We start from the raw sequence: 16930 nt of genomic DNA on the forward strand, positions 1-16930 counted from the left end.
CTAGGGAGAGACATCGGGTTTTTAAATAACTGATATCAATACTGGAGGGTACCGTGACTCAAACCAAATTTTTTAGCTTAAAAAACAATTGCTTGCCCTTTGTAATGTGGTTTTTCCCACTTTCATTTTTTGCGCTTCAATTTATATTGCGCCTTTGGCCAGGATTGATGATGCAAGAAATAATGACTCAATTTTCAATCGATGCCTCCAGCTTTGGCTTCTTGGCAGCGTTTTATTATTATGGATATGCAGGAATGCAAATTCCTATGGCGCTCTTGCTCGATAAATTTGGCGCCAGAATAGTGGTTTTTATCTTCGCACTCCTATGCGGCTTAGGCGCCCTACTCTTTACTTCTACCAATAATTTTTACTTAGCCTTATTCAGCAGATTTTTAATTGGAGCAAGTTCGGCGGTTGGTTTTTTGGGAGTATCCAAAGTTGTCTCCGAATGGTTTCGTAGCAATCAGTATTCTCAAATGATTGGATTTTCTTTTAGTGTTGGGCTTTTAGGAGCGGTCTATGGCGGCAAACCATTAACCCAATTGATCTCAATCTACGGTGGCCAGCATATAGGCTTAATCTTAGCTTTATGTTCCATAAGCGTAGGATTTTTAACCTACTTAATCTTACGTAGCCCAAAAAATCTTGCAACCACCAAATCGAATGACATAAACCTATCCCATTTATCTGTTTTATTCACTTTAAAGAGATTATGGGTTCTTGCCCTAGCTAATTTATTAATGGTTGGTGCGCTTGAAGGTTTTGCAGATGTATGGGGGGTCCCCTATTTAACGACTGTCTATGGTTTGACTAAATCAAATGCTGCCTTACTCGTCTCTTTTATTTTTGTGGGTATGTTATTTGGTGGACCTATACTTGCTTTTCTTAGCAAAAAATTAGGGAATTACACGGTTATAGGAATGTGTGGCGTTGGGCTATCCTTGGCTTTTCTGGTACTTCTCATAGAGAATATAAGCAATTGGTGGATACTTAGTGCTCTATTTTTTGCTATCGGACTGATGTGCTGCTATCAAGTGATTGTCTTTGCAGCAGGCTCTGCCCTCGTATCCAACAAACATTTGGGAATAACCATAGCGTTTCTAAATTGTATCAACATGTTGGGCGGATCATTTTTTCATACGTTGATAGGTAAAATAATGGACTCTTACTGGGAGGGAGGCTTAGGCGCCAATGGATTAAGACAATACAGTCTTCAATCGTACCACCATGCGCTGATTGTTATACCAATCTGTGCCCTTTTGGGAACCGTACTGATTTATTTGATTCATAAAACTGCTAAGAATCAAATGCATGTAGACTCTGTAGAACATACTGCAATTGCTGAAGTTTAATTTTCAACAACTGCCTTTTAAGCAGTCCACCTCCAATGTAAGTTGGGCCTTGGCCCAACATTTCTTTCATCATACATCTCTTGAAACGGTTATCGAGGAACAAAAATATACTGAATGAAGCTCCTTTTTACCTAACTCAACGCTTTGGTTTGTGTTGGTTCAGACTGTTCTGGTATTTTAAAAGAATCAAGCGCTGTACCTCCTGGCTTCATCTTGTCTCCTGTCTTAAACTCATCTCCATTTGCATGAAATAGTTGTCCTTTATTTCCATATGCCATTACTTGATTTGTTTTTGAATCAACTATTAGGAAGCTACCGTCTTTATTTTCTTTAGCCATTTTTTGGAAAAATGAGTTCATATCCTCTTCTGATTTAAAGGATAAGTTGAGTTTACCATCCTCACCTTTTTTCGATGGGTTTTTTTGGTACCATGGATCATCCTTAAAGGCCTCTTGAAATTTATTAAAAATCGCCTCACTTAGTTCACTGGCAACAGTCACATCTTTTTTAGGAGCAGACGGTAACGGTGTAACTACTATTGGTTCTGTCTGAGTTTTAAGAGGTTCTGTTAAAACCACGTCATCTTCAGGATTTATAAGTTGGTCGTATTTTTCCCTATTCTCTTTACAAAACTGTTTATATTCATCAAAGCCCTTCATGCTATCTTGATCTAATTGTTTTTTTGTATCCAGATATTTTTGATAAGCCGCTTCACGCTTTTGTTCATACTCTTTGCGCGCATCCTCAGTAAACTTGCCTTGGCTCTCAAGCGTACTTTTTTGAGCATCTAAGTCTTCTAGCGATTTCTTATATTCACCCACCGCTACATTAGCTTTAGCTTCATTAACATCCCTTCTCGCCAGATAAGTCGCATAAGCGGCTTTTTCGGTGCTCTCCATAGCGCTCAAAAATTTCTGAGGATCTGGATTCTGAGATTTTATTAAATCCTCATAAAGGGTTTGAAATTTTTTTTGATCTTTAGTCGACTTTTGCATTTGCTCTTCATAAGCCTGTTCAACTCTTTTCTGATTTTGACGTGCTTCCTCTAAAAATTTTTCAGCATCAGTAGGCATTTTTTTCTCCAAACATCGCTATATATATAAATATTAGATCACTTTGAAAAATAAAGTACGTGTTTTAAAACGTTTAATCCTCAATATTGAGATATCTAAATAGAGAAAAGTTTGATTCCTTCTGAACTTTTTTCAAATAGAATGATATGCTCTTAAGTACTCACCTCTGCACGCTTTTTCAGTGATATTCCAAGTATAATTGATGAAGCAAATATAGGCAGGATTTGGTCCAACCTATACTTGCCCGATTCATTGATGGGGTTGCACTCGCACCGTGTTATTTTTTCAATATCTTATGAATTGAATAGTGCTCTTAGATCGGATTTAGGATCACCATAAACAGGCAATACTCCTGTTTCCTCAGGAGTCTTAGAAGCATAGATACTTCGAGATAACAAGGGTGATTTTATTGGTTTCACCGATAGCGGTAACTTGGACGCCGCCTTTTCATCGAGCATCACCGTAACGTTTTTATGTGCATATAAAGCGGTTGCAGGAATATCTTGATTCGGTGCAGAAACTGCATTAACAGCAGCAATAATGTCTGCTTTTGTTGCGCCGGATGCGAGCAAATAGCACTCTTTGCTGTATTGCAAAATCGTTCCAATTCCCATTGTTATTGCATGAGTTGGCACCTCATCTTTTGAATTAAAAAATCGTTTATTCGCCTCAAGAGTCTTATCATCCAACTGGATTAATCGTGTTCTAGAATCCAGTTTAGAACCAGGTTCATTAAAACCAATATGACCATTTACCCCCAATCCTAAAATTTGAATGTCTATCCCGCCAACCTCTTGCATCATTTCTTCATATTTTTTCACATGCTGTTCCATTTGCTCAAGTGATACCGTTCCATCAAGCAAATGAATATTTTCTTTTTTGATATTCACGTGATCAAAAAAATGATGGTGCATGTAGTAATTATAAGATTGGATATGAGTTGGCTCTAACCCCCAATACTCATCTAAGTTAAATGTGATGACTAATGAAAAATCTAAGTTTTCCTCTTTATGTAAACGCACTAACTCTCTATATACGGGTTCAGGAGTACTTCCTGTTGCAAGTCCCAAGACCGTAGGTATTTTTTTCTCATTATTTTCCATAATTTTTTTTTGAATTGCTCGAGCAGCTCTACTTGCCATACCTTCAGGTGTTTCCCTAACCAAAATGTGATCAAACATAAATATTTTCTCCGCGAATTCGAGGCGTTATATCCATATAAACAAGAATTCAGAATGAGCGGATTAATAGGATCATTAAAGCCCTCAATTCATCTCTTTCCCATATTTTGTTACAATGACTTTTGTGCAGGATGCCAATGAATAATAAAGAAAACTTGATTATAGACTTCGATTTTAGCTAATTTAGCAGCGAAACTCTAGGGCATTTCCTGAGGGGCTCAGTTCTAAAATATCAGTTAGATTTTGAGACAGGAAAAGTTAAAACTCTGCGAAGTTTATCCCTAAAAGGATATTAAAATGCTCATTAAAAATATTTATGTTTATAACGATGCTGGGATTAAAGAATTAAAACATGTGCAAATTACTGAAGATGGCTTAAGGAAAATCTTCCATCTTGATGATGATTTATCATCTCTTCACGATCAAAAAATTATTGATGCTAAAGGGTGTTATTTCTTAATGCCAGGAATGTTAGATTCTCATGTTCATGGACAAGGTGGTGTTGATTTTGCTGATTTAAGCGATGAAATGAGTGACGAAGGCTTGGATCGCCTGGTCAGAGCTTTAGGAAAAACAGGGCTTTCTTATGCATTAGCCACCCTAGTATCTATGCCAATACCCGCCTTAAAAAAATCATTGATAAAAATTAATGGTTTTATAGCGAAACAAGGACAAAATCCTACTCCTGGTTGTACTCAGATTGTTGGTGTGCATCTAGAGGGTCCGTTTATTTCAAAGAATTGTAAGGGTGCTCATGCTGAAGATACGCTCCAAGATAGTATTTGTATGGATAAATTTAGGGATATTATTAATGCAGCACCGAATATTAAACACTGGAAAATAACCATTGCCCCTGATTTACCCGGAGCAGAAGAATTTATTAAACAGACAAAAACTCTAGAGCAAGAAGGTATTTTTGTAAAAGTATTTATTGGCCACTGTAATCCAGAGGATAAGGAGGTCATTGGCCGTGCTATCGCAGCAGGTGCTTGTGGATTTACTCATTTAGGAAATGCTTGTCAAGAATCGTGTAGCAGAGAAACACGGCAACTTACTTTAAAAGATCCCAAAAGTCATGTGGTACAGTGGATTCTCGAAAATCCTGATCGTTGCCCCCCTGGCGTGGAACTCATCACTGATGGGGTACATTTGTCCTCCTCATTTATCTCATTGATACACAGTGCAATCAAAAATAAAATTATCCTTATAACCGATGCCTTAGGCCCCACAGGTTGTAACGATGGATCATATAAACTAGGGACTCTGGATATCCGTAAAGAAAAAGACAGTTTCTATTTGGCAGATGATGAGGGGCATTTTCTGATGAAAGAAGGGAGATTGCCTTCTGGAGAAAAAGGCCTGGTAAAAACTCTTGCGGGCAGTGCAGCCTCATTATCTCTTTGCGCGCAAAAATATTTTGAATCAATGCGGGACACAATAGAAAGTCGTATGGACTCTTTGTATGCGGCGCTCATCACGAACCCCAGAATTACATCCTTATCTATGGAAGCGATAAAAAATTTACCCGATAAGCAAAATTTTTCTATATTCAATAATCAAGGGCAGCTTATTTTAAGCTCATGCCATGGTAAAGTAATCGAGCATCAGCAAGTACAATGGCCAATATCAAGTATGCTTCACCATGGGTTCTTATCAAATCGCTCACCTGTTGAAAGCAACCGTGCCGAACCAGAAATGAATGATACATGCACGGAGCAAAAAAATGTCTTAGGTTAAAGTTACGAATGCAACTTAACCAAACATATTAAGAGAATCCGGCTTAGATGATGATTCCTCCTCTTCATCTGAATCTTCTGTGCTCGTCAGAAGAATATCACTGCTTGGCGTTATGACCGATTTTAGAAGCTCTAAATAACCTTTCATATCGTTATATGAAGGATATTTCTGCCAAGGTTTAGGCCATAATAATTCTTCTTGATCTGCAATCTCATTTAATTGTGTATTATCTTTTTTTTGTTGAGTAAAAACTTCATGGATACGATTCATAATAGACACTAAAATTTGTGGCGCTCTATATATACCACTCATTACAGAGGGATGTTGTTTTAATGTTTGCTCAAAAAAATTGACTAGCTGTGAAAGATTTTTTTGCTCACCAAGAGTATCAATTATGTCATCAATTGAATTGACTTCTCTTGTTTTGAAAAACCAGTGTATTCTCATCTACGTTCCTTTTTATAATTTATATGTAATAAACATCCCAATTTTTAAAAAAAGGGATTATGTTTATCTTTACGTAGAAAGACAATAATTCAGCACAATTTCATTAGGTTTTAATCGGCCGCAGGTTTTAAATAGACCAAACATAGAATGCTCGCAGTCAATGCAGTAAGACAGCATAATATAATGGGCAAGATAATTGATAAAACAATCAATAAACCACCCGCAAAGCAAATAATGGCATCACCTAGCGTTCGCAAACTTAATTGTGCGCCCATGACTTCGCCCTGGATAGTAGCATGTGACCTATTTGAGATGTGAATGGTCAGCGTTGTTACCACACTGGTGATGCTAAATCCGATGAGTGCAAAAAATAAAAACATCGGTATGGGATACTGAAAAACAATCATCGCAGCAAAAATCAACGTAGTGGCCAGCATAGCCAAAATAATAATTTTATGAATGAGCAAGTATTTTGAAAGAAGGCGTGGAAGCCATGAGGCACCTATAGCAAGTGCGGCGGATAAAGCAGCGTTATACATCGCAATCATGCTGGGCGACATGAGCCATTTTCCGGCCAGAAAAACAGGACCAAATTCATAAAACATATCTACGGCAAAAGTAAACAACGTACTGATAACGAGCAAAGGTTTCAAATGAGGGTGATACTGAAACAAGAGTTTGAATTGTCGAATAATATTGAGTTGCCTCAGTATGGATTCTTTCTGGGGTTTGTGTAGGGTTTTATGCTCCTGCAATTTCCACCAGGCAAGCCACAGAGTTATCACGGACACCAGTGCTGCAACAGTAAAAGGGAATGACCATGAAAACCAAGGAACAATCCGTGAATTGGACAATAAGCCCCCAATGATTGGTCCAATGATGTAACCAATACCGGCCATACTGTTGATCCGACCAAAACTGACAAACTTGTTAATGGTGGTCAGCTCTGATGCGAATGCCCTTGCAACAGCAAAGGTGCCTTCCATGAATCCTGTTAAAAAGCGACTGAATAATAAAAGCCAGAAACTGTTTGTCCAAAACGATATGACAGTCAATAAATACCCAAGCATGCTTCCTGCCAAACTGATGACCAGTATTTTTTTACGTCCATACAAATCAGAATTTCTACCTAAAATGGGAGAGCCAATGAATTGACCCAGAGGAAAAATTGCAAGGGTTAACCCCAGTAAAATACGTCTGCTGGTTTCACTCCATTCCGGAGAGATAATTAACTGATCGGTGGATTGTAAAAACAGAGGTGGAAGAATAGGATAAGCAATGGATGAACCGAGAAAACTAATTAAAACAATTAGTAAAATTACCCAGAGTTGTTTTTTTTCATGAGTTGCTTGCATTTTAATTCTTGGCTTTTGAGAGATAATCGGACAACCGACTTGAACGATCAACAATTATTCTAACATTTTTTTCGATAGAACTATATTTTTTCATAAAGAGCAATTATTGAATCACTTTAAAAACTGTTGAAGTGCGCCAATTTATAAACAGAAAATTGGTCAACTCAGACAATTAAGATCAATGAACACAGGAAAACCAAATAACCTAACTCTGAAGAGATGTTATACTATTTATAAGTACCTGAAGAAGGAAAAGATAAAATGTTGACTGGAGCTTTTATTTTCTTAGTTATAGCGATAATTTCAGGATACATCAGATTTAAGGGAACAAATCCTGCATCAATATTTCCTGCAAAAATTATATTCTATGTTTCTACGCTTATTTTTTTGATATTACTGCTTTTTTATTTCTTTTATCCGGCACCTCCTGTTGCACAAGAAGTTATAAATCCTCTCTTGCAGTAATTAAGAAAAAATATTCTACTCAAAGCGATTCGGAGTCCAGAAATGTAGCCTGGGTGCAGCGAAGCGGAACCCGGGATCAGTAATAGTGCATTCCCGGGTTCCGCTTCGCTGCACCCAGGCTACCTCTACAAGATCTCTAGATACCGGGCATAAAGCGGGGTGTCTAGGGAACAAGGGGATATCAACCCGAAATTACCCCTTTCTCATTGCACTCACTCTCAAGAAATACCTTAAACTCTTCCACCCATACCTCATCAACATAATCAGGTAGCACTATACTCTCAGTTGATTTAACAGTTTCTTCAAAATGTTTGTATAAATAAGGACGGTAATAAGCGAGTTCGGGAATCACCAAACCTATTTCTTTGGCTTTTTCATCGTTAACCCGTACTCGCAATATATCTTTAAAATGGATGTTCGTTTCAAAACGAAACATTTCATCCTCGGACATCACCCCGCCTTGAAAAGAAAGTGTTTTCTTACTTGCTTCAGATAAACGCTCAGAATAATCTGTTTTCTTTCCTGCAAGATAGCGCTTGGCATTCACATGATTACCGATGAGTAAGGCGATTTTTGCAGAAAATCCTAACTCATATATTAAACTCGCACCGATCCATTCATGATACACTACGCCTAAATCTGCCATCTTATTTTGCTTGGTATTCAAAGCAAAATGTCCTATATCATGAAATAAGCAAGCAAGGATGACTTCCTGGCTATGTCCTGCTTGCTCGGCAAAATAAGCGCACTGTAGCGCGTGCTCAAATTGTGAAATGTGCTCACCTATGTAATCCAGGTCTTTAGCACGATACAAATATTGAAACGCCCTATCAATTTTTTGGTCTATGTAATTCATTGTGTTCATAGCATCATTTCAGAAATAGGATTGGCAACATTATAAATGGCAGCGCCTGCCGAATAATCTTTATTAGGATCGCGCTCACAATCTGGAGGGAATTTTTCTCTCTTATCCTTATAATAGGCTTCTCGTTTAACCCCACCTTCAGAAAATTTGCTAAAGGTAATGAAAATCGCCCGACGCGGTTTATTCGTACGATTAGCCTCAGAATAATGAGGCAAATAGGAGTCAAATAAAATAACATCTCCTGTTTTGCATTCAATTGGCGACCATTGAAACTCTGTAGCAATCTCTTTTTTAATTGAACCGTCCACTTCTTGAGGAAGAATAGTAGGCTTATTAGCGCCCCCTTGAACCACTTGCAAACAACCGTTTTCTACGGTGCAATCATCTATGGCAACCATCATGGTGATGTGAAATCGCTGATTAAAGCTAATAAATGCGGGAGCATCTTGGTGCGGCTTAAATCCTCCTCCACCAGGAAATTTATAATTAATTTTTTCTTTGAAAATCGCCGCTTGCTCTCCCATCAATGAAGAGACTAGATTTAAGGTACGTGCGCTGTTGGCAACCTCATACATACCCTGATGGTAATCAATAAAATTTTCAACGCGACAAAGCTGACGCTCTCCCTTAGCATTTTTCTCAAAATACTTCATCCACTTTCCTGGTGTTTCAGGCCAAGATGTTAATTCATCACACCAAGTTTGCAGATGTTGTTTCATATCCCAAAAGAGAAAATCTCGCAAGATCACAAATCCTTGTTCCTTCCAAAAACTGTGGTGTTCTTCACTCAATTGATAATCCATAATTTCCCCTTTCAAGGCGTTGATAACACGGTACTTTCAGAAATTGAATCCGGTAAATTAGCTAATTTACCCTCTTCTTGTGCTAGCCATTTTGTTAGCAACCAGCCTAGTAACAGAGTGCTGGCAAGAATCGCTAAGGTCATATAGATACCCAATCGAGCTTGGAAAATCGGCAAAAATACGGTTCCAATAAACGCACCCAATTTTCCGGCTCCAGCAGCTAATCCATGTCCTGTGGCTTTAAATTCGGGATTATAGATTTTTGCAGGCAAAAGATACGTTGTAATTCCTGGACCAAAGTTTATAAAAAAGTTGAATAATATAAAACCAGTAAAAATAATGCCAATGCTTGGGAACAGATAGCTTATGCTAAGGATTAATAATCCCAAAAATGAAAATAAGAATCCTATCATCTGCAGTTTAATCAACGATACCTGATTAACAAAAAAAATAACTGCAAAAGCACCTAAGGAAACAAAAACATTGACCACTAAAGTGCTTTTCAGCACTTCGGTTTGTGCACTCAAAAAATTGGCCTCACTAGACAAATTAAATGCCTGTAAGACATAAGGTGTGAAAAGCCCTATTCCGTAATAAGAGATATCTAATAAAAACCAGCAAAAACAGAGACAAACAGTAATCCTTATCATTCTTGGAGAAAAAATCAATTGGTATTGTGTAAAGACAGAACGTCTTGATTGAGGTTTTAAACCATGATGAACTTTCCATAAAAAACTTTCTGGTAGCTTGGCTCTAAATAACAACCCTATCACTGCAGGGATCGCTCCTGAAGCAAATATCCACCGCCAAACATCAAGTTGAGGATGCAATTTAAATAAAAACCAGGCAACAATTACGCCTACTGGAGAGGCAAGGCAATTGATAAACATAGCAGTTGCAATAAATTGGCTGCTTTTACGAGCGGGTATCATTTCAGCCAAATAGGCTGCACAAATTGGATAATCAGCACCAACCCCAAAACCAAGTAAAAATCGAAAAACGCAAAGAGAGGTGATACTCCAGGCAAATGCGGAACAAATGGCAATCAGTACAAAAAAAATAAGATTGATAATGAGCATGCTTTTCCTACCCAACATATCCGCCAATCGCCCAACAATGATCGCACCAAATACAGCACCAAGAGGTGCTGCAGCCTGAGTGAGGCCAATCATAAGAGAAGAAGGATGATATATCGCATTAATGAACGGTTCAGCGACTGAAGCAATATATAAATCATAACCATCAATGAACAAACCCAGTGCACAGACCACCCAGACATGGAAAGTTAGGGATTTATTATTATTTTCGTCCATGAAAATCTCTTGATAAAAAGATATTTGCAAATTTATTGCAATCTTAAGTAGATGATTTTTAACATAATCATCTAATAAAAACAAACACGTTTATGTGGATAAAAATTGTACAAATGTATCGAATCACATAAAACGCAGCATTTTGGCCCAACCTACATCTTCCTTATTTGGTTTTAAAAAATCATTTATTTAGGGGAGCTAACATGATCTCGTTCTTCAGAATCCCCAACTGTAGCTGATCCGTCAACATCCTTTTGAAACGCCTGGGCATCAGTTTTCATATCGATTTCTTCTTTTGATAATTTGGTCTGATTTTCTTTATTATTTTTATCATTAAATAGAGACAAGTTACTGAGAGCGCTTCCTTCTTCAGGTCCTTTCTTATCTTTCACAACTCTAGAAACAATACTGGCTATTTGGTCATTGTTTTTTAACGTAGCCCATGCATCGGAGTTTTGATAAAGCGCATGAGCTAACTCTGGATAGCTTTGGATAAACTCTTGAAGAAAAGCATAAAACATCGAATGATTTTCAGCGCCTAGATCGATAAATAGACCGGCTATCGTTTTCAATAAGATATCATTTTTATCAGTCAGTAATCCTGTTCTTTTGATTGCGTAAAGAACGGCAATAAACTCCTCGGTGCCAATCCAATGTTTTAAATCATAGAGCCCAAGCGAGAGCAGTGCAAAATATCTGTTTGGCTGCTTAAAAGAAGTATGAGCTAAAGAATTTATGATCTGATTCAAAGTCTCATTCGATAAATCTTGTGCAGTACGATAGTGCACAAGAATCCTCATAAAAATCTCTGGATCAATATGTTGCGAGATCTCAAAATCCGAAATAATTGGTAACAACGTGTCTTTTTTATCTTGTATGTATATCGGATCGAGTAACCTATTAAACTCCGCAATCGCCGGAGCAAAATCAGCTTTTACTGCTTTCAAGATTAAATCAAGAGAAGGCTTTTGTGCTTGGCACACTACTCGATAGCGATTTTGATACCATGCAACAAGGTCAGGGCTCTCCTTTGCTGCAATCTCCAACAATGCGGATGACAGTTTCGTGATGTCTTCATCATGCCAATAAACTACCGCAGCAAAAGCAACTGCAGGCACATGGGCGCTTAATTCTTCAAGTAAAGCAAGAGCAGATCGATCGCCTTCTTTTACCTTTTGCATTAATACCGCAAGAGCTCCTTTTTGCTCGGCACCACTGCGTTCTAAAAGAGTGAGTTTGACTTGCAGCATGTGTAATTCGTTTTGCAGCTCCTTAGATCCCTGATCCTGGCATTCCAAGGCAACCGTTAAATAATGGTGTGCTTTAGCAAAGTTCCTGGTATGAGTAAAATATGCAGCCAGCTCTTTTGCGATTTCACCAATCCCCTCTATTTGATGCTCTTTATCTGTGGTCATCAGAATATCAATCGCCTCAACTGCCTGAGGTGTGCCCTGTTTTAGGGACTGTAAGAGATAATTGATCCCCTGTTTAAAATAATAATTTGCTTCTTGTTTGGCTCCAGGTTTTGCATCAGACTGCTTGACACTCGCGTTCAAAGCTGCAGCGTAATAGTTGGTCAACTTACCTAATTCCGCTAATAAGACAGGGTGTTTTTTCGCAATCAGCTCCTCAACCTTTTGTTTGCATGGCCCTTCAATCACAAAGAAATTACGATAGAGTTTTACAAACTCATCGGGTTTGTTCGTAACAAAATTTACTAAATTAAAAGTCTCAGGCATATTCTCATTATCACTGGGCTTGATGTTGAGTGCTTCAAAGATCTGAAAGTAAACGCGTGCCTGTAACGTTTTGGACATCGCAGCACCACCGCTCAACAATAAGAAAAGATACATCAGCTCAAGTCGACTCAATGACCCAGACTGTTCTTGTTTATTGTCATTACTGGAAGCGGACTCAGCTTCCATATCAAAGAAATGATGACCATGATCATATAAAAATTGCGTGATTCTGGCGGCTCCTGCAAGATAATGCTCTAAATCCGCAGGGGCGTTTTGATTGATTTGCAACTCATAATATGCATCAATGAGTGCATTTAAAAGAGAATGAAAAGACTTGTATGCGCTTAGTTTTTTTAGTTGAATGACTTTGGAGTCTACGGCATTCAATGTTTCAACAGATTTGAGTAAATTATTCCGGCTTTCTTCCAGATTTAATTTCAGTGCACCAAGCTTACTATAAAGAACAGGTTGGCTTTCTTGCTTCAACAGTTTCAGTCTTTCTTCAAGCGCATCGATTTGAGCTTGCAAATTACTCACCACATTACTGACCGTTATCGCTTGAATCATCGCCACCTTGTTCATCCTTGTATCGTGCAAAAAATGAGCCAACTGTGGTTCTTTGGACTCTTGAGCTGATTCAGCAAGTTCCGCAACAAACTCCAGATCCGAAACAGATAAAGTCTCAAATTCTTGAATCAATGACCCGAGTTGTTTGTTCATCTCGCCTGGGTTTTCCTTTAAAGCCAACTTCAACATGTTCACCAGAAATTCAGGGTTATGCTCATCTAATTGCTTTAACAAAATTAATAAATCAATAGATTGGTTAAGTTTCCTAAAGGGAATACTAAATTCAACCGCTTTATTGAGTGCCTCTTGCACTGCCACAGGATAATTGGTATCTGCACTTTCACGAAAGTTATAAGGAGGACGGAAAATATTATCAACAATATTATCCCAATAGCTTGGGCCTGTAGAATTATCAACCCAAAACCATAGATGATCATTATGTACTCCAATAACCGTCGCAAGTCCTTTAGGTGTTATGACCCGATCTAAAAAGTAAGTTCCATATTTCTTAGTTGCCTCAGTACGAACATCAAAAGAGAGTATTTGTAGCCTATTGTAAATTAAACGGATAGTAGAAACTGGTTTGTAACGATTTAAGATTTCAATTTTTTTCTGCACAACTTCACCTTGGGCACACATTAGGAAAAAAACAATAAAGATAGGTTGAGCCTTGGCCCAACACAACAAAGAATCAAGCTGTTTCCAATAGACTTTCCTTTGGGAGCATCATTCGTTCTATGATAAAATACATGCCAATTCCTAAAATGATAGCTCCATCAATAACAAGAGCAACAGGACGCATCGAGCCGTCAAACCATAGACCCGTTAAAGCAACGGCTCCTGACGAAATAAACAAACGAGTTGACATAATGAATGAAGAACACACTCCTTTGAGATTAGGTAAAATTTCTAAAGATTGTGCAAAAGTCACGCTCATTGGAAATGCGCAACCTACCGCCATCCAGCACATTGCAAAGGTAATCAAACGTGGCGAATCAGGATACTGGAACGCAAAATAAGTGAACAGCACAATGGATATTGCACAACACACTATCCCCAAATGGACTGCTTTGCGACTACCGATTCTTGAGATTACTTTTTCAGCATAAAAACTGGTGAGAGAAAACAGTAATACAATGAGCCCTTGCTGCATAGCGAATTGGAAATAAGATAATTTACAGGTATTAATATAATAAAACGAAGCACTACCTACAAAAGTTAAATAAGCCGTAACTAACATATTGGGCATACTGGCATAAATTAAAAACTTTCCATGCGTGGAAACGGTCCAATAGTCTTTAAATATGTTCATAACCTTTAAAGGCTGCTTTTCTGTTTTGGTTTCCGGTAATTGCCATAGCAGAAAAAGCCATGAAATCAGAGCAATAATCGCTACGAAGGAAAAATTAGCTCGCCAAGTAAAATAGTTGATAATGGCACTGCCTAAAATGGGGGCTGCTGCCATGAAAATCGTGACATAGGCGTTAATTTTACCAATATAACGAGCAGCCACTTCGCCACTATACCGATCGGAGATCATGGCAAAACCCATCACTAAAGTACTGCTGGCACCCAAACCTTGAATAAAACGCCAAAGCATTAATTGGTAAATAGAAAATGAAAACACACAACCAACTGCTCCAATTAAGAAACAGGTCGCTCCAAAAATCATTAACCCACGTCGTCCTAAAGTTTCGGATAATGGTCCATACAACAAACCAGAGAGGCAGAATGCTAAAAAATTAAGACTTAATGTGTTTTGAACTTGTGCCTCAGTGCTACCGAAAAAAGTCATAATGCTAGGAAAACTGGGTAAGGAAATATCGATTTCCATACAACAACCTAATAGTGAAATAACAATGAGCGCTACAAGCGGTAGCTGGAATCTGGTGGATTGCATAATGACTTCTTCTTAAATCAGGATAATGGACGATTGAGTTTATTAACAGAATGTATTCTTAATCGTTGTGCAATTATATCGTTATTTGCACACCATGAGAAGATGTGATGACTCGCAACTCGCTTGATTATTGATTTTTTGATTACTGTAGAGTCAAATTTGATGAGTTTTTTGCAATCTGCTCAAGTTGTCCTATTAAGTCCATCAATTCGTCATAAACGTCAGTCGGCTTTGACCAAAAAGAAAATGGACCCGATTCAGACTCTTCCTTTTTATCGACTTTAGGGGCAAGCTTTTTTTTCTGCTCTATTTTGGTTTTTATTGATTCAATGTCATGTAGTAATGACTTAGAATCCTCGTTGCCTTTAAGAAGATTCTCTTTAAGCTCCCCTAACAGATAGTTTAAATGACTTGACGAAGGTACTTTGCTTAATTTGCCAATCATTTTATCGACTAGTGGAATGCGTTTATCCTCATGATGTTCTATTCCATGAAATGGTTTTTGCGGATCAATCTGAAGCTCAAGCATCTTTTTTTGTCTGGCAGCTTCAGGAAGATGCATCGAGCTCTGCATCCTACACTTTAACATTTGCGATAAATAGGCTTTAGCAAATTCTTCTGGGGGTAATTTAGCCGTTTCTGGATTCGTTACCCAATTAGAAAATTCTAAATTATCAACATCTTGACAACCATACTCGATGATTTGTTTAAAAGTTAAAGTATCACTTTGATCTTTTGGAATACCTAACTGTGATGCAGCCGTACTGAGTAATAATTGATAAGGTATTCCCCACGTAGATTCCTTGATTAATTTCATCCGCTTCTCAATCAATTGAAGCAAGTCTTCTTTAGCCTCAAGTATCTGTCCTTTAGTCTCGCCTGCAAGCATTTTATCAACTGCCATTTCAAGTGCTTTCTTTGTTTCAAGATCTTCGCTGTTAAATAAGAAGTTTCCAAAACACAAACTATCAAGTAGTTCGCTACGAAACTGTTTGCGTTGATCCATAGGCATGGATTCATTAAAATTTTCTATCATATTGATTGCAAGAAATAAGTCAGACATTTCACATGCCATACGACTGTCTTTTCTCATTCCAAATTTAAAATAGGCAATAGGAGAATACTCAATCGCTTCTAATTCCAATTTACCTTGAAATCCTCTGGCAAAACTCTCTCGTAATGCGTGCTCAAGAAATAGATAGCCCATGTGTTTGATAAACTGGGGATTTTGGGGTGGAAACCCATTTTGAAAATTATCCATGCGATTAATGTGAATACAGTGCGGTCGCACATTGTAATCCATCGCGCCTACAAGTTTACGATTTTTCCCTTCGCCGATATAAACCTCAAAAGCCAGATATTTCTTACCTCGAGGTGAAGGCTTCACTACAGTTTGAAAAGCCAGTTCTTCATTTTGAGCATTTAATAGCTTTGTTGTGTAGGGCATATATATTCTTTTTTGTTGATATTGATTAATTATAGATCTAAGTTGAGAGTAAGTGGGGCTAAATTGACATTTCACGTGTAAAGGCGAGCATTTTAAGTACAACCCGCTTTCTATAATTTAGTTATTGCTCTATTAACTCTTGCAAGATAATCTATAATATTTACAACGGAATTCTAAAAGCTAAAGATGTTGGACATGATGAAATAAATAAAAGGAGTTTTTTATGATTTCTATGAATCGGATTTCACGCTCAATTATGTTAGGGACATTTAGTTGTTTCGCCTTTTTATCTAACGCTTTTGCAGATGCACCTAAAACTCAAACTTCAACGACAGATATTTCAGGCACCTATTCATGCAGTTTCCATGATCCTTTTTCTACCCCGCCAGATGGTACAGAAATACTTACCATTAAAAAAGGCAGCGACAATAATTACAGAATGTCGAAAAAAGGAATAAATGATACCACACCAAGTATTGTTGGGATTGGTTTACAAAATAAGGATCTAAATAATGCTTACGCATTTTTATTTTGGTGGTCTAAAGATATGACGACTACCTTTGCTCAATTTTTCATCGTTAAGCCTGACGGTACTTTAGAAGGTAAATGGGCGCAAAGCGGTAGGAATCAAGCCGCCACATTTAGTTGCAAAAAATCATCTTAACGTAGCATGTATATAGTGAATT

At 37.8% G+C, this 16930-nt stretch carries 14 protein-coding genes; 4 read left to right on the plus strand and 10 right to left on the minus strand.

From position 1 onward, the window contains the following. The first annotated feature begins 104 nt into the window (after positions 1-104). Complete coding sequence (locus Lstg_RS14535) at positions 105-1352, plus strand: MFS transporter (protein ID WP_172462859.1); 1248 nt, start codon at positions 105-107, stop codon at positions 1350-1352. Positions 1353-1483: 131 nt separating this feature from the next. On the opposite strand, the gene Lstg_RS14540 is transcribed toward Lstg_RS14535, so the two are convergent. After that, positions 1484-2425: a hypothetical protein gene (locus tag Lstg_RS14540; protein ID WP_058478397.1), complete on the minus strand. Its 942-nt coding sequence runs from the start codon at positions 2423-2425 to the stop codon at positions 1484-1486. A gap of 293 nt (positions 2426-2718) precedes the next feature. Beyond that, positions 2719-3606: a glucosamine-6-phosphate deaminase gene (gene nagB / locus Lstg_RS14545; RefSeq protein ID WP_082650864.1), complete on the minus strand. Its 888-nt coding sequence runs from the start codon at positions 3604-3606 to the stop codon at positions 2719-2721. A 297-nt stretch (positions 3607-3903) separates the two neighbouring features. Here nagB and Lstg_RS14550 point away from each other — a divergent pair, with 297 nt between their 5' ends. Beyond that, positions 3904-5343 carry an N-acetylglucosamine-6-phosphate deacetylase gene (locus tag Lstg_RS14550; RefSeq protein WP_058478398.1) on the plus strand — a complete coding sequence of 480 codons (1440 nt, stop codon included), beginning with the start codon at positions 3904-3906 and terminating at the stop codon, positions 5341-5343. A gap of 15 nt (positions 5344-5358) precedes the next feature. Here Lstg_RS14550 and Lstg_RS14555 read toward each other — a convergent pair whose 3' ends face one another. Both Lstg_RS14555 and Lstg_RS14560 read right to left on the minus strand, forming a co-directional pair. Further along, on the minus strand, positions 5359-5790 hold the full coding sequence (locus Lstg_RS14555) for a hypothetical protein (protein WP_058478399.1): 432 nt from the start codon (positions 5788-5790) through the stop codon (positions 5359-5361). Positions 5791-5900: 110 nt separating this feature from the next. Next, positions 5901-7145 (minus strand): MFS transporter, encoded by a 1245-nt coding sequence (locus tag Lstg_RS14560; RefSeq protein ID WP_238585447.1) that lies wholly within the window; start codon positions 7143-7145, stop codon positions 5901-5903. A gap of 261 nt (positions 7146-7406) precedes the next feature. On the opposite strand from Lstg_RS14560, the gene Lstg_RS14565 reads away from it, so the two are divergent. After that, positions 7407-7610, plus strand: a complete 204-nt coding sequence (locus Lstg_RS14565) for a DUF1328 family protein (protein ID WP_058478400.1) — start codon at positions 7407-7409, stop codon at positions 7608-7610. Positions 7611-7791: 181 nt separating this feature from the next. Here Lstg_RS14565 and Lstg_RS14570 read toward each other — a convergent pair whose 3' ends face one another. The 6 genes from Lstg_RS14570 to Lstg_RS14595 all read right to left on the minus strand — a co-directional run bounded on the left by Lstg_RS14570 (position 7792) and on the right by Lstg_RS14595 (position 16244). Further along, positions 7792-8466: an HD domain-containing protein gene (locus Lstg_RS14570; protein ID WP_082650868.1), complete on the minus strand. Its 675-nt coding sequence runs from the start codon at positions 8464-8466 to the stop codon at positions 7792-7794. Positions 8467-8471: 5 nt separating this feature from the next. Further along, positions 8472-9278, minus strand: coding sequence for a phytanoyl-CoA dioxygenase family protein (locus Lstg_RS14575; RefSeq protein ID WP_058478402.1), 807 nt, complete (start codon positions 9276-9278; stop codon positions 8472-8474). Positions 9279-9289: 11 nt separating this feature from the next. Continuing rightward, complete coding sequence (locus Lstg_RS14580) at positions 9290-10591, minus strand: MFS transporter (protein WP_058478403.1); 1302 nt, start codon at positions 10589-10591, stop codon at positions 9290-9292. A gap of 185 nt (positions 10592-10776) precedes the next feature. After that, positions 10777-13515, minus strand: a complete 2739-nt coding sequence (locus Lstg_RS14585; RefSeq protein ID WP_133129205.1) for a hypothetical protein — start codon at positions 13513-13515, stop codon at positions 10777-10779. Positions 13516-13588: 73 nt separating this feature from the next. Further along, complete coding sequence (locus Lstg_RS14590) at positions 13589-14797, minus strand: multidrug effflux MFS transporter (RefSeq protein WP_082650865.1); 1209 nt, start codon at positions 14795-14797, stop codon at positions 13589-13591. A 142-nt stretch (positions 14798-14939) separates the two neighbouring features. Next, positions 14940-16244, minus strand: a complete 1305-nt coding sequence (locus Lstg_RS14595; protein ID WP_058478406.1) for a hypothetical protein — start codon at positions 16242-16244, stop codon at positions 14940-14942. 223 nt (positions 16245-16467) lie between these two features. On the opposite strand from Lstg_RS14595, the gene Lstg_RS14600 reads away from it, so the two are divergent. Next, positions 16468-16908, plus strand: a complete 441-nt coding sequence (locus Lstg_RS14600; RefSeq protein WP_238585448.1) for a hypothetical protein — start codon at positions 16468-16470, stop codon at positions 16906-16908. The last annotated feature ends 22 nt before the right edge of the window (positions 16909-16930 follow it).

The organism is Legionella steigerwaltii, assembly GCF_001468065.1.
GTDB lineage: Bacteria > Pseudomonadota > Gammaproteobacteria > Legionellales > Legionellaceae > Legionella > Legionella steigerwaltii.